Source organism: Nonomuraea sp. NPDC048882, from assembly GCF_040649755.1.
Lineage (GTDB): Bacteria > Actinomycetota > Actinomycetes > Streptosporangiales > Streptosporangiaceae > Nonomuraea > Nonomuraea maheshkhaliensis.
The window spans coordinates 550,882-563,939 of record NZ_JBEZGB010000002.1; the positions used below are offsets into that span (position 1 = coordinate 550,882).

The 13,058-nt window shown below is 66.1% G+C and carries 14 protein-coding genes; 6 read left to right on the forward strand and 8 right to left on the reverse strand.

Annotation, left to right across the window (positions count from 1 at the left end):
• The first annotated feature begins 52 nt into the window (after window positions 1-52).
• Window positions 53-481 carry a hypothetical protein gene (locus AB0C27_RS07825; protein WP_357839449.1) on the forward strand — a complete coding sequence of 143 codons (429 nt, stop codon included), beginning with the start codon at window positions 53-55 and terminating at the stop codon, window positions 479-481.
• Window positions 482-549: 68 nt separating this feature from the next.
• On the opposite strand, the gene AB0C27_RS07830 is transcribed toward AB0C27_RS07825, so the two are convergent.
• Window positions 550-1,035, reverse strand: a complete 486-nt coding sequence (locus tag AB0C27_RS07830) for a DUF4276 family protein (RefSeq protein WP_357840660.1) — start codon at window positions 1,033-1,035, stop codon at window positions 550-552.
• Window positions 1,028-2,458, reverse strand: a complete 1,431-nt coding sequence (locus tag AB0C27_RS07835; RefSeq protein WP_357839452.1) for a M20/M25/M40 family metallo-hydrolase — start codon at window positions 2,456-2,458, stop codon at window positions 1,028-1,030. The genes AB0C27_RS07830 and AB0C27_RS07835 overlap by 8 nt, the downstream gene beginning before the upstream one ends.
• Before the next feature lie 119 nt (window positions 2,459-2,577).
• On the opposite strand from AB0C27_RS07835, the gene AB0C27_RS07840 reads away from it, so the two are divergent.
• Both AB0C27_RS07840 and AB0C27_RS07845 read left to right on the forward strand, forming a co-directional pair.
• Window positions 2,578-3,546, forward strand: a complete 969-nt coding sequence (locus tag AB0C27_RS07840; protein WP_357839455.1) for an ankyrin repeat domain-containing protein — start codon at window positions 2,578-2,580, stop codon at window positions 3,544-3,546.
• A 128-nt stretch (window positions 3,547-3,674) separates the two neighbouring features.
• Window positions 3,675-4,154: an HIT family protein gene (locus tag AB0C27_RS07845; protein ID WP_357839458.1), complete on the forward strand. Its 480-nt coding sequence runs from the start codon at window positions 3,675-3,677 to the stop codon at window positions 4,152-4,154.
• Window positions 4,155-4,344: 190 nt separating this feature from the next.
• Here AB0C27_RS07845 and AB0C27_RS07850 read toward each other — a convergent pair whose 3' ends face one another.
• On the reverse strand, window positions 4,345-4,749 hold the full coding sequence (locus tag AB0C27_RS07850; protein ID WP_357840663.1) for a hypothetical protein: 405 nt from the start codon (window positions 4,747-4,749) through the stop codon (window positions 4,345-4,347).
• A gap of 308 nt (window positions 4,750-5,057) precedes the next feature.
• Window positions 5,058-5,888, reverse strand: coding sequence for a helix-turn-helix transcriptional regulator (locus tag AB0C27_RS07855; RefSeq protein WP_357839461.1), 831 nt, complete (start codon window positions 5,886-5,888; stop codon window positions 5,058-5,060).
• Window positions 5,889-6,015: 127 nt separating this feature from the next.
• Between AB0C27_RS07855 and AB0C27_RS07860 the strand changes: the two genes are divergently transcribed.
• Both AB0C27_RS07860 and AB0C27_RS07865 read left to right on the forward strand, forming a co-directional pair.
• Window positions 6,016-6,870 (forward strand): NAD(P)-dependent oxidoreductase, encoded by an 855-nt coding sequence (locus AB0C27_RS07860; protein WP_357839464.1) that lies wholly within the window; start codon window positions 6,016-6,018, stop codon window positions 6,868-6,870.
• Between the two features lie 1,033 nt (window positions 6,871-7,903).
• Window positions 7,904-8,305 (forward strand): hypothetical protein, encoded by a 402-nt coding sequence (locus AB0C27_RS07865; RefSeq protein ID WP_357839467.1) that lies wholly within the window; start codon window positions 7,904-7,906, stop codon window positions 8,303-8,305.
• Between the two features lie 696 nt (window positions 8,306-9,001).
• Here AB0C27_RS07865 and AB0C27_RS07870 read toward each other — a convergent pair.
• From AB0C27_RS07870 to AB0C27_RS07880, 3 genes are all read right to left on the reverse strand, one after another.
• Entirely contained in the window at window positions 9,002-9,601 is a 600-nt protein-coding gene (locus AB0C27_RS07870; RefSeq protein WP_357839470.1) for a hypothetical protein, read from the reverse strand.
• Between the two features lie 111 nt (window positions 9,602-9,712).
• Window positions 9,713-10,267, reverse strand: coding sequence for a GNAT family N-acetyltransferase (locus tag AB0C27_RS07875; RefSeq protein WP_357839473.1), 555 nt, complete (start codon window positions 10,265-10,267; stop codon window positions 9,713-9,715).
• 298 nt (window positions 10,268-10,565) lie between these two features.
• Window positions 10,566-10,997 carry an RICIN domain-containing protein gene (locus AB0C27_RS07880; RefSeq protein WP_357839476.1) on the reverse strand — a complete coding sequence of 144 codons (432 nt, stop codon included), beginning with the start codon at window positions 10,995-10,997 and terminating at the stop codon, window positions 10,566-10,568.
• Between the two features lie 486 nt (window positions 10,998-11,483).
• Between AB0C27_RS07880 and AB0C27_RS07885 the strand changes: the two genes are divergently transcribed.
• On the forward strand, window positions 11,484-11,636 hold the full coding sequence (locus tag AB0C27_RS07885; protein WP_357839479.1) for a hypothetical protein: 153 nt from the start codon (window positions 11,484-11,486) through the stop codon (window positions 11,634-11,636).
• Window positions 11,637-12,001: 365 nt separating this feature from the next.
• On the opposite strand, the gene AB0C27_RS07890 is transcribed toward AB0C27_RS07885, so the two are convergent.
• Window positions 12,002-12,448 (reverse strand): hypothetical protein, encoded by a 447-nt coding sequence (locus tag AB0C27_RS07890; protein ID WP_357839482.1) that lies wholly within the window; start codon window positions 12,446-12,448, stop codon window positions 12,002-12,004.
• Window positions 12,449-13,058: the final 610 nt, after the last annotated feature.

Here is a 13,058-nt window from a genome sequence, read left to right on the forward strand (position 1 = left end):
GTTTCGCCTTCAACTACTTGGTTGGAGCGTCACCGCACGGATGAGGAGAGGTATGAAGCGCACCATCCCCATTCTCGTCGCCGCCGGCGTCCTCGGCGCCACGCTCACCGGCAACGGCCCCGCCTCCGCGGCCACTTCCCCCATCGACTGCACCGCAGGCGGCTACACCCGGGTCGTGAACAGCTACGTCCCCACCAACGTCGAAAGGCCCGCGATCGACGGCCGCACCTACAACATCGGCGGCCCGTCGGCGTACACGTACGAAATCTGCCTCGACATCCCCGACAACGAGCGATTCACCATCGAAGTACGGAGCTGGACCAACACGGTGCCGAGCACGTTCGTGGACGATCGGCCCGGAGACAAGATCTTCCGCTTCTCACTCCCACCCGACAGCTTCTGGCAGGTCTACGGCACACTGACCGGGCCCGGCAGCACCTACATCTACTACACCTGGCACGAGAAGCGGCTCCAGAACTGACGTTGAACGGGCCGGCCACCCCACTCAGCAACGTGGCCGGCCCGCCCAGGCACCTGGGCCCCGATACGTCAGAGTTCTTTCGTGAGCACAGCGTTCATCGCGGAGAACCAGGCGTCCGCGTGCGGACAGGTGCTCCTGATGGTGTCGATGCCGATCTCGGCTATGACGAGCGGGCCGTCAGAGGTCTTGCGATATCGCGGATATAGACGAAGCAGACGCTTGGAAGGCGCTGTGCTGACCCCGTCGTTGACCAATTCGGCGCCTCTGGCGTGCGTCACCATGGCTCGCACGGCCTGGGCGAGCGCGTCATCGCCAGTGAGTTCGCCAAGCGCCTCATGACCCACCAGAACCCATGCCTCCAGTTCGTGGAGTACCAGGTGTGGCAGAAAGCGAGAATGACCAATGGTGTCAGCCATGGCACGCTCGACATGAGTCACCCGGTCGTACGGCGACCCCGAGGGACGTGTCGCCATGCCGGGCGCGTCGGCCGGGAGTCCGTAGTAATCCAGCATGGTCGTCAGAACGGTGATGACCCATCCCGTCGGGTCAGGCAGGCCCGTTCTCGTGTGCGTGCGCGTCGAGGAGGTGTGCGACCGCTTCGGTCACCTGTGTGGCGAACGGGATGTTCAGCCATTCGTCCGGTACGTGCGCGTTCGAGTCCGCACCGAGCGCCCCCGTGACGACGAACTGCGCCTGCGGGTACCGCCTGCCGAGCATCTCCATGAACGGGATCCCGCCGCCGATGCCCAGGTTCTGGCACGGCTTGCCGAACACGCGATCACCGACCTGCTGCAACGCCGTGGCCAGCCAGGGGGCCGTCGCCGGCAGGTGCCAGCCGTTCATGACCATGAAGTCGCCGACCTCGACCCGCGCCCCGTACGGCACGTCGGTCGTGAGGATCTTCTCCAGTGCGGCGCGCGCCGCCTCGGCGTCGGCCGAGGGAGGCAGGCGGAAGCTGAGCCGGAGGGAGGTCCAGGGTCGCAGCACGGCGCCCGCCACCGCGGGGTCCGGGAGCCCGGCGGCGCCGGTCAGGGACAGGGTCGGCCGCCAGGTGTTGTTGAGGACGAGTTCGACGTCGTCGTCGGAGACGCGCCTCATTCCGGGCAGCAGTGGGAGCCGGGGCACGGCGACCTCCGGGTGATGCGCGACGAGTTCCGCCGCCTCCGCGCGCCGTTCGTCCGGAATGGGCACCACCATCTCGGGCACCTTGACCTCGCCGGTCTCCGGGTCCTCCACCCGATCGAGCAGCTGGCGCATGACACGGAACGAGCTCGGCGCGATGCCGCTCGCGAGCCCTGAGTGGACGCCCGACTCGAGGACGCGCACTGTGACGGTCGCCTGCACCGCGCCGCGCAGGCTGGAGGTCAGCCACAGCCGTTCGTAGTCTCCGCCGCCGCCGTCCAGGCAGACCACCAGCGACACCTCGCCGAGCCGGTCGCCGAGATGCTCCAGGTACGCGGGCAGGTCCGGGCTGCCGGACTCCTCACCGGTCTCCAGCAGCATGACGGCACGGGCGTGTTCGCCACCTGCCCCGCGTACGGCCTCCAGCGCGGTCGTGGCGGCGTAACCCGAGTACCCGTCGTCCGCGGCGCCGCGGCCGTAGAGCCGGCCATCGCGGATCACCGCCTGCCACGGGCCCAGCCCCTCCGACCAGTCGCCGAGCGGCGGCTGCTTGTCGAGGTGCCCGTACAGCAGCACGGTCCCGGTCGCCGCCGCGCCCGGCGTCGCGGGCACGTCCACGAGCAGGAGCGGCGCGCGGCCGTCGAGCTGCACGACGTCGCACCGCGCGCCGGACAGGCCGCGCGACTCCACCCAGTTCCGTACGTGCTCTACGGCGGTCCGCAGGTGGCCGTTCTCCTCCCAGGCGGCGTCGTAGGCGGGCGACACGGCGGGAATCTCCACCAAGCCGGAGAGGCTGGGCAGCACGTCCGTCGCCCAGGCCTGGGTGATGGATTCGCGAAGTTTCTGAAGGTCCATGCGGTAATACTGGCCCAACCTTCGCTCTGCTCACGCCCTGCCCGTCCCGGAAACTGTCGGTCCCGTACGCCATGATCGGCCCTCGAAGACAGCTCCCCGACGTCCTGCGAGGAGGGGTTATGGTCGTCACCGATGGGCCCGGATGGTCCGGAATCGGGTGGGATTCTTGGAAAGATCTGAGTCTGATCCGCGCCCGGCTCGACGCGGGCGCCGATCCCAACACGGGTGTGAGCTTCCACGTACGGCCGCTGCACGCCGCCGCCGGAGTGGGTTCGCCCGAGGTGGTCGCGGAATTATCCCGGCGGGTGGACGATGTCGATGCCGAGCACGAGGGCCGTACCGCCCTCTGGGCCGCCGTCTTCAACAACCGCCCGGACAACGCCCGCGTCCTGGTCGAGGCCGGGGCGGACCCGTGGCGGCCGATGATGAACGGCTGGTCGCCCGGACGGCTCAGTCTGGCCACTCCGACCCCTGATCTGTTCACGCTGCCGGCCGGGAAAGCCGGTTTGTCCGCCGACGAGGCCGCCGCCGTGGTCGACGCCCGGCAGTTGATCGCCGCGTTGGACCACTTGGTGGACGACGGGTTCAGCCTCGCCTGCGCGGGTGGCATCACCGCAGCCGAGGTGGCGCGGCGGCTGGAAGCCGTACCGGCTGACGAGGACGACATCGAGGAGGTCATGGACGATCCGTTCGCGGATCTCGACGACAGCCTGGGCTTCATCGGCGTCACGGACGTGCCCGGGGGATGCGTCGTCTTCCAGCCATGGGGATACAACGCGTACGTTCCCGGCGTCGTGCGGCGTTTGTCGGTCGGCTCTGTCTGCTACGGAATGTTCGCCAACGCCAAAAGCGGCAAGCAGGGAGTCGTCGCCCGCGACGGCTCCACCGAAGGATGGGACACCCATCCGGGCGGGGGCGCCGTCTCCGCCGACGAACCCGCGGAGGAGATCCTCGCCACCTACCTTTACCAGGGCGAAGCGGTGGCGTACTGCTTCGCCGGCGCGGGCCTGCGGCCGACCGATGCCCGATCCATCTCATTCGAGCCTGATGTGTGGCTCAGGCTTCCTGACCGGGACTGGTGGAGGTGATCAGATCGGTGGCGACGGTCCGCGATCGACCGCGGCCTTGTACGGCCTCGATGGCACGATGATCATGGCGTGGTCCGGGCCGAGAGCTCCACCCAGGAAGGGCGATGATGACGGGTTCGATCAAGCGGGTGCCGTTCGACGTGGAAAGCTACAGCCGTCGTTCGCAGACGAGACCGTGCTTCATCTGCGCGATGGTCAACGGAGTTTCCGACCAGCCGGAGGAAATCGTCTACGACGACGGGGAGCACATCGCGTTTCTGCCCCGTTTTTTCGTACTGCCGGGGTACGTCCTCGTGGCGCCCAAGGCCCATGTCGAGCACGTCGTCCGAGACCTTCCCGAGGATCAGTTCGTCGCGGTGATGAGAGTAGTGCGTCGAATCGCGCTGGCCGTGGAGGCATGCGTGCCGTGCGAGCGGACGTATCTGTTGTCCTTGGGCAGCCAGCAGGGGAACGCCCACCTGCACTGGCACATCGCGGGCCTGCCGCCTGGGGTGCCGTACGAGCAGCAGCAGTACCACGCTCTCATGTCGGAGAACGGGGTCATCGAGCGCACCCCTGAGGAGACCGCTGCCCTGGCCGCCAGAATACGGAGTGCCTTGGACACGTAGCTTCAGCTTGACCGCCCTTGCCGGCACGCCACCATACGTCCGCCGGCCTCCCATCCGCTGACTTCTGGTGGGGCTAGGTCGGCGAGGATTTTGCAAACTGACTCCCGTTAATTGCTCTCTAATGGCACGGCGATTTAATGGCACGGCGATCACGACTGCCATCTGTTCGCTTCCGCACGCCTGGCCATAGCTAGCGGTCGTCGTTACCCCAGACAAGATTGAGATGCTCCGCTAAATCCTCAGCCGTGCCCCCTTTATCGAGGAGAGCCCGTACTGCCTGGGCCTGCCTGATCGTGGGCAGGTGCCCGTCGAGGAGGAAGGGGAGCAAGAGCCGCCGTGCCAATACCTCACGCCACGAAATTCCGGACGGCCTGCGCACCACCGACACATTGACCCGTAGCGCGTGCTCGTTGCCTGGCGGAACGCCGGGCCGGTCGATCTCGACGGCGACGTACCGGAACCCGTTCGCCAGGTCACAGGCGGTGCAGCCAGCTGGCCCCCGGCTCAGCCTGCTGCCGCACTCGGTGCAGATGAGCCGGTTGTATGCGGCGTCCACCACACGCCACAGATGCCTGTTGGGCTCGTCGATCATCATCTCGGCCACGTCGGCGATTCCAGCCAACTGGACCGAGCCCTTACACGTTCCGCTGCCTGGAAGCGGCGGCCGAACCTTGCGCCTGCCTCATCCGATCGATCTTGCTCATGACCTCGCAGAGCGTCCACGTACAGACCGACGACGGAGTCCAGCATGCAAAGCATGACGACCTTCCGCTTCGGGCAGACCGACTGCCCTGGTCCGTGACGTCGTCCAAGGTCAGCGGTGATGTGCGGCCGTCGCGTGCCGCCCTGCAGTGGCAGACACCCTCCTCACTGTGGTCGCCAGGTCTCGCTTTACCTCTCCTACTAGGAGCTGGGGGTCAGGTTCTGGAGGCCGACGACCCGCAGTAGTTCGAGCCGCTGGTATGTCTCGGTGCCCGGCCGCGCCGAGTGCACGATGAGTTGCTGGCTGTGGCCATCGCTGACCAGTACCTCGCAGTCGAGGTCGAGGACACCGACCACGGGGTGCAGGAAACGCTTCGGCGACGGGCGGCGTACCACGACGTCATGCGACTCCCAGAGTTTCTCGAACTCGTTCGACGCGGCGCGGAGTTCGGCCACGAGGGCGGCGGGGCCGGGGTCGTGAGGGCGTGCCGCAGTGACCGCACGCAGGGTCGCTACGTGTGCGCGGGCATGCTCCTCGTGTTTCTCGGGCGGGGCCAGGTCCCGTGCGCCCGGCACCATGAACCAGCGGCGGATCAGATTCGTCCCTACATGGTCGCCGGTCAGGGCCACTGACATGGTGTTCTGTGCGAGCATCTGGCCCCAGTCGCTCAGCACCGACGCAGGGAGGTCGTGCAGCCGGTCCAGGATCAGCTGCAGCCCCGGGCGGACGTGGTCCGAGGAGTCGCCGGGCCGGGGCGGCTCCTGGCCCGCCAGGTGGAACAGGTGGTCGCGCTCCACGTCCGTGAGCCGCAGGGCACGGGCGAGAGCGGTGAGCATCTGCCGCGACGGGTGGGAGCCGCGGCGCTGTTCCAGCCGCGTGTAGTAGTCGGTGGACATCCCGGTGAGCTGCGCCACCTCCTCGCGGCGCAGGCCCGGGGTACGGCGCCGCGGACCCGCGTTCAGGCCCACGTCGGAGGGGGCCAGCCGGGTGCGGGCCCGGCGCAGGAAGTCGGCGAGTTCGGTACGGTCCACTGTTCGAGGATGCCCTGCTCCCGGCCATGTATCCAGGGAGCGCCGATCCCTGGATGACCGCGTCTCTCCCGCCGATCCCGTCCTTCCCACACGCTTCAAAGGTGGCTACGACAACGAGGAGGCGGCCATGCTGACTTTGGTGACAGGAGCGACGGGCCAGGTCGGGCGGCGGTTCGTGCCGCGGCTGTTGCAGAGCGCGGCGCCCGACGACCAGGTACGGGTCCTGGTGCGGGACGCGGCGCGCGGCGAGCGGTTCGCGGAACTCGGCGCCCAGGTGCTGATCGGCGATCTACGTGACACGGAGGCGCTCGGCAAAGCGACGGCCGGCGTGGACACGGTGGTGAACGTCGCCGCCGCGTTCCGCGGGGTACCGGACGAGGAGGCGCGGGCGGTCAACAGGGACGCGGCCATCGAGCTCGGCCGGGCCGCGGTGGCTTCAGGCGTACGGCGGTTCGTACAGGTCAGCACCGGTCTCGTGTACGGCAAGGGGCGGGGCAGGGCGCTGGTCGAGAGCGACGAGACGATGCCGGGCGGTCAACTGTGGGGCGCCTACCCCGAGTCCAAACGGGAAGCCGAGCGTGCGCTCATGGCGTTGGACGGCCTCGATGACCTCCGCATCGGACGGTTGCCGTTCGTGTACGGCGACGGGGACCCGCATCTGGCCGATGTGATGGAGTGGGTGCTGAAGTGGCCCGCCATGCAGCGCCTGCACATGGGCCACCACATTGATGTGGCGCAAGGCCTGCGGCGGCTGCTGTACGCGCCCGGGGCACACGGTATCTACAACATCGCCGACGACGCCCCGGTCACCATGGTCGACCTCATCCTGTTCCAGGGGCTGCCGGTGCCGCAGGAAGCCTACGACAAGGATGCCCCGGATCCGTGGCACGGCGTGATGTCGACGACTCGTATCCGTCACGAACTGGGCTACCGCCCTCTAATCCCATCGGTATGGACAGCGCGGGACGCGGGAGTGCTGTAACCGGCCCGCAGCCGAGCGCGCCGGCGCTACTCCTTACCCCACACCGTGACGATCTCGCCCTCGCCCGGCGCGGCGGTGATGTTGCGCGGTGCCAGAATGACGTCGTCCGAGCTGAGAAGGTCGTTGTTCGCGCGGAAGTCGTCAAGATCAGCATAGGTTCGCCGGTGGCGTCGATCAGTTTCCCGTTGGCCACGAAGAGCGTCAACAGTTCAAGAGATCCGTCCGGGTGCTTGACCAGCACGACCCGCCCGTGGATTGCGCTGACGTTGCCACCGGCGCTCTGTACGGCGGCGCGGACCTTTTCGTTCAGGTCGCAGCTCGTGTTGAAACGATCAGCGGCCTGAGAGGTATTCGGGCCTGTGGTGCAGGGAAAGCGGACAGCAGCCGAGACTTCAGTTCCTCGACCATGTAGTAGGCGGCGAAGTTGGCCATGCGGTCTTCACTGGTGCCGCCAGCCCGAGTATCTCTTGACCGCCGCATCGGGACCCGTCCCGAGTGAGCACGGCCCGCTCATCGCCCGCCTCCACCGCCTCCACCGAGGCGTTCCAGGCGAAGGCCGCCGAGCACATTCGCGCCTGATCCGGGCACGGGAAGGCCCGCCGAGCATCGTCGCGCCGGCGGGCCCTCTTTGTGCAACGGGTACTCAACCTGCAACGAGTACTCGACGGCCGCCCCGGCGTTGTCGGCGGCGGCCTGGAGAACCGTCTGAACGGCTGACGGGCACGCAACGGGCACGTCTGTTCGCTGAGGTTCATCGTGATTCGTTTGCCAGGCCCAGGCTGCTGGCGAAATGCTTCGAGAAACCTACGATGACCTCATCGGTGCCCACCGTAACGCGATGAGCGTTCTTGTCGTGCTTGGAGTACGCAAATACCGCCCTCGCGGTCCTCTTGGTGCTTCTCCCGATCCCATTGCCGCCTTCGTGGCGATCTCAGCGGCCGCTGGAGCGGGATGTTCAGAGCAAGCGGTTGTCAGTCACTGCCCTCGCATCTCAGGCTGTCGGCCGGCGAGTGTCTGGTCATACGATCACGCAGTGGCGAAAAGACCAACAGACATCTGGCGCGAGCACGTCGCCGAGGAACTCGCTGAGCGTGCCGCCGGCCTTAGGAGTGTCGAGGACTCGAACTTCGCCGCGCTGTATCCAGAGCCCTTGGTAGTGGCGACCGAGCACGTCCTCACAGCCTTCGAGCATGAGGTACGGGGCTTTGACACGCCTTCCGATGGAGAGGTCTTCGCAGCGATCCAACGGGTGGTCGAAGGGCTCAACGACGTCGACGGCGCCCATGACGATCACGACTACGACACGATCGAAAGAGAAGAGCTGTGCGAGTTCATCGACGGCGTGCTCAGCGAGGCTGGGATCGATCTCGACGGACTCGCTGCCCGTCGAGGAATCGAGCGCTCGGAGATCACCGACCAATGGCGCGAGTGGTGATCCACTCCACGAGTCCCCGCCCGATCACCCGTCTGCCATCGACCTACTCGAAGGGAAACCGGGTCAGAGCCAGGCGATCAAACCCTCGATGCGGTTGACTGCCACGGAGGCATTACATGGACCGGCCGAGAGACCTGGTCGAACTGGAGGACCGCTGGTTGACGCCGTACCGTGGCATGCAGGTGATCCAGATCCGTGTGAGCTATCAACTGACGCTGCTATTGGACGGCGGAGCCCAAGTGGATGGGGAAACCGAAGCGGAGTTAACCACCCGACGGGACGTAACCGGCGCGCATAGGAGCAGCCTGTGCCTGTCGAGAAGGGCTGAGCGGAGCGAAGGCCTACAGGGGTCGAGGCTTGGCTCAACTGGGAGTAGCGGCTGAGCCTCCATGCGCGAAAGCACGCTGATGGCCCGCACGACCACGCCTCGACATGCCTCTTCGCACGGGGCCCATGCCTGGCGTCCAGCACACCCGAGCTACGGGTTCGCCCGCCCTCGACCACCTATGACAACTCGCCGCAGACCGGGTGATAAGGACGAGGCGCCAACCGCCGACGGTTTCACAGCGCGTCGGCAATTAAGACCCCGACGGGCCGCTGAGCTGGCCTTACAGCCTTCGCCATGGTTTCTGCCTACGGCATCATCCGCGCATATCCCGGATCTTGATCCGACTCCCACGTACGGGCGGCCTGCGCTCACAGGTAGTCTCGCCAGAACGGGACCGTGGCGTGTGGCTGCCATTCCCCGTCACGTTCGGGGCGTGGCTCCTGGAACTCTTGGGTGATGTAGTCGGCCAAGTCAGTGCCGTAGTAGATAATGTCCCAGCCCCACATGGACAGGACGGGATGCCCGTGCGTTCCACGGCCGGCCGGTAGGAACCGGTGTGCATGGACCGGAACCATTCTGGGGACGCCCGCCAGCAGGAGCCGGGCCGTTTCGACGGCTTCCGACAGATCACTCGGCCGCTCGCCCCAACTCGATCGCCAGTGGCCGTGCTCGACATCCCGCAAGAGACAGTCGATCGGCCAGGCGACGTGCTTTCGCAGAGCCTCGGGATCACCGTTCCGCCAATCGGGCCAGGGGTTCTTCCACGTCTGCCCCTCCTCCCAAGGCTGACGCACCGGCAGCCCTGCCGTCAGGAAAGCCCGATGATCGTCGGCGAACGCGAATCCGTACTCCTTCTCAATCCGCGCCAGCTCCGCCTCGGAGAGTCCTTCCTCGATCTCGCAGCAGTCCAACTCCACCAGTCGACGCGCGGCCTGCACACCGAGCCGGAGACCTTCTTCACTGATCACCGCGCTGCCCCCTCCTCGCCTGATGGATGGCCCACGAATGGCGTGGCGATCACGTGTACAGCCTACGGAGGTTGCCATGCGCGTCCTGCATTCCTTCCGCCCACATGTGCCTCAGCTCAGTGGGAGGCGGAATCTTGTGTAGTGCTCGAAATCAGCAGCAGGGCTGAACCTCAGGCGCTCAAGGACAGCGACGCTCTTTGAATTGCCATGCGTTACCCCGGCGAAGACATCTGTTGCGCCAAGGGTGGTGCGCGCAAAATCGATCAACGCACTGCAAGCGGCCGTCATGTAGCCCTGGCCGGTCGCGGCTTCGTCGAGCCAGTAGCCGATTGAGTACCGGGGCGGATTCACTGGGTTGAGATCCACTCTGCCGACAAGCCGATCGCACTCCCACACGCCGTACTTGATGGTGCGGTCAGGCGGGCTCATGAAGTACTCCGTGACAGACTCGCGCGTGGCGGTCTTGACCTCCTCATAGTCACCGTTGCGAGTCAGGTGCTCACGGTTCTTCGCGATGAGGTCGTAGTAGGTCCCGGCGTCAGCCACGGTGAGCGGGCTCAGGGTAAGGCATGGCAAGGGTGTCCGAAGGACGGGCAACTTACGCGGGCATGTCGAATCGTCGACCACGATCAGGAACCGTATCTGGCGCGACCGTACGGTCGGCACCCCGGCAGTGAGCGTTTCGGCGCTCTCCGAACTTCTCGCGTCTGAACGAGGACCCGATGTACCCGGCCTGCGTCCTGGTGCTCGTCCTCGGCTTGCGCCTGGGCGAAGCCCAACTAGGTGGCCCGCCCATGGGCAGGGAAGCGAAGTCGAGCCGTCCCGCGTCGCTCCAGCACACGGGTTTCACCGCGTCCGCTGTGGACCAGCGCCCGCTTGGCCAGGTGCCCCAGACAGCGAGCGGCCAGGCCCAGATCGTGCTGTGGTCGTGGACGACCAGGGCGGTCAAGGTGCGTGATCGGCGCTATGACTTACACTCTTCGAAGAACCACATTTGGCTCTGCCCCGCCCATCTTCCCCACACCGCTATCCGCGTTCCCGGGCCGGAGGACCCGTGGTTCGTAACTTCGAGATCTTTCTTGCAGTGGGGGACACACAAGCGGCAGGACTGCGTGACCGCATCATCCTCCCACACAAGCCACTCGAACGGGGATTCCTGCAGAAGAGCGCCGTCGTCATTCCTCGGCTCAAGATTGGTGCTGAGGTATGTACCTGTTCCGACGTTCCGCAGGGTCCACCCCGGTCCGATCCGGTTGAGCTGCCACATCTGGGTTTCGCTGTCATTCAAAGGATTTCCGACGGCATGGACTGTGCCGCCGTCCTCAGTGATATCGATATAAGTGCCGGACTTCGCGTTCCGTATTCTGTACACTTTTTCCGATTCGATGTCAGTCATGTTGCGCGCCCTTTCCCGGTGCTGGCAACGGCTCCGAACCGCCTTGATCCTTGAGTTATCTTGCCGCATACGTTCTTTCCCAACCACTTACCAGGCGGCAACGTTTGACAGGTGACCCCTACGGATCCCGAGCCCGCTTGACGGCGGATCGCGTGGAATCGCCCTCCCGCGCGATCCGGCACCTGGCCGCCCCCCAACCGGCCAACGGGCCGCCTCGGAGCTGATCGCGGAATCGAGCGAAGCCCAGAGCCGCGCTGACGCGCTGGGCCAGCTCGACGGGACGACGGTCGAGCGTGTGCAGGTGACCTGCTTCGAGTGTTCCGGAGTCGGCGGAAGGCAGGCCATGTAGTGGAGATCATCACGGACTGCATCAGCCCACATGTCAGCGAGGCACAGGAGGGGCGCATGCAGCTGGTCTGGCGCCAGCCGGCGAGGGCCGAAGACCGTGCCCAGGTGGTGGACTGGTCGTGCGACTGCCGGTAACCCGTGTACGAACTGCGTCGCCTGGGCGGCCAGTCCTACATCCGCCGGACGGAGTACGGCGATGACGGCGGCAAGACGATCTACGAGACGTATCGGTGGTCCTACAACAAGGCCACCGAGATCTGGGTCGCCGTGCTGGAAGGTCAGATGGTGTAGGTGGTGGTGGACGGCGCGGTCCCCCTGGATGGAGGGGCCGCACCCTTGCCGGTGCCCGGGGATGCACCCACAAGCCGGGGACCTACACATGAAAGTGGATCTTTCTTTGGGTGGCGCGACGGCCGCGAGACCTGACCAGCTCACCGGGGGCGCAGGCGAAGCCTGCGCCCCCCACAAAGGACAGCTGAGCGGAGCGAAGGCCTACAGGGGCCGAGGCTTGACTCGACTGGGAGTAGCGGGCTGAGCCTCCGTGCGCGAAAGCGCCCCATCGAGTTGACCTTGCACGTTGCTGTATCCGGGTGCCGTACAGCACCACGCAGGAACGCCAGCGCCGTCTGACGACGGCGGGCGCCGAGCGGTCCGGATCAGATGACGCCGCTCTGCCCGACGCAGCTCGTGACACCCTTCCTACCGGCCAGCTTCACGAAGACCCGATGCGCCATCGGCCGGGTCGCCGAGATCGCCCTGCTGCCGGAGTTGCCCGTGATCACGGTCGCCAGGAACTCGGCGTCCGGACGGCCGCCCCGATCCTGGACGAGGCTGACTTTGACGGTGGTGCGACCTCCGGAGGCCGTCCAGTGGACACGGCTGAAGCGGTGCCCAAATGTCGTGTTGATGTAGGTGACGGTCACCTTCAGCCTGTAGGACCCCTTCGAACAGGTCGCGACGAGGGCCTTGGCTGCCGACGTGGTCACCGACGCCGCCGGCGCGGACGCCGAGGCGGACGCAGTCACCGACGCCGACGCGGGCGCGCCCATCATGGCCACGGCCCCCATGGCCCCGACGACGACCGCGGTACGCATGATCTTCATATGGTTCCCTCCGTTGATTTCCCCGTCGAGGTGAGACCATACGGAGACGCGGTATGGCGGAGGTATGTCCCAATCAGACCACTCGGAGCGCGCTAGTGAAGCCATCCCCGGTGGCTCCCGGTTCCTTGTAACGGACTGGCCGCTCATGGCGTCGAGAGGATTCGTCTGGTTGCCCAGCGGTCAGCTCCCGACCGACAACTGGGACGACCAGTACAGGCACCTTATTGGTCCTTGGTACGGGTGGAAGGGATGGGATGGCGTTTGAAGGGACCATCTCCCAGAACCTTCGCCCGCAGTGGAACGCTGCCTATCGCTTCATGGCTCGATAGCGCTTGACGAAGACCGTGAGTTTGTCGCAACCGCGCGCACAAGACCGATTCGGCCCCGCCTGCGGGGATATGCGGGTTCTCCTTGCGTCCTTGGACTGCCGGTAACTAAACGCTCACGGATAGGAGTTATCCCGTCAGGGATAGTGCTGATCCCACCTGAGGATTCCGGCGCGGGATGGGTTGCCTTGCCCCAGGTGAACACCCTTGTCCCATGACTCGGAGCGATCAACTGACAAGCGAGAGGTGCCGGGCCTGCCGGGCCAAGAGATGGCGGTGGATGC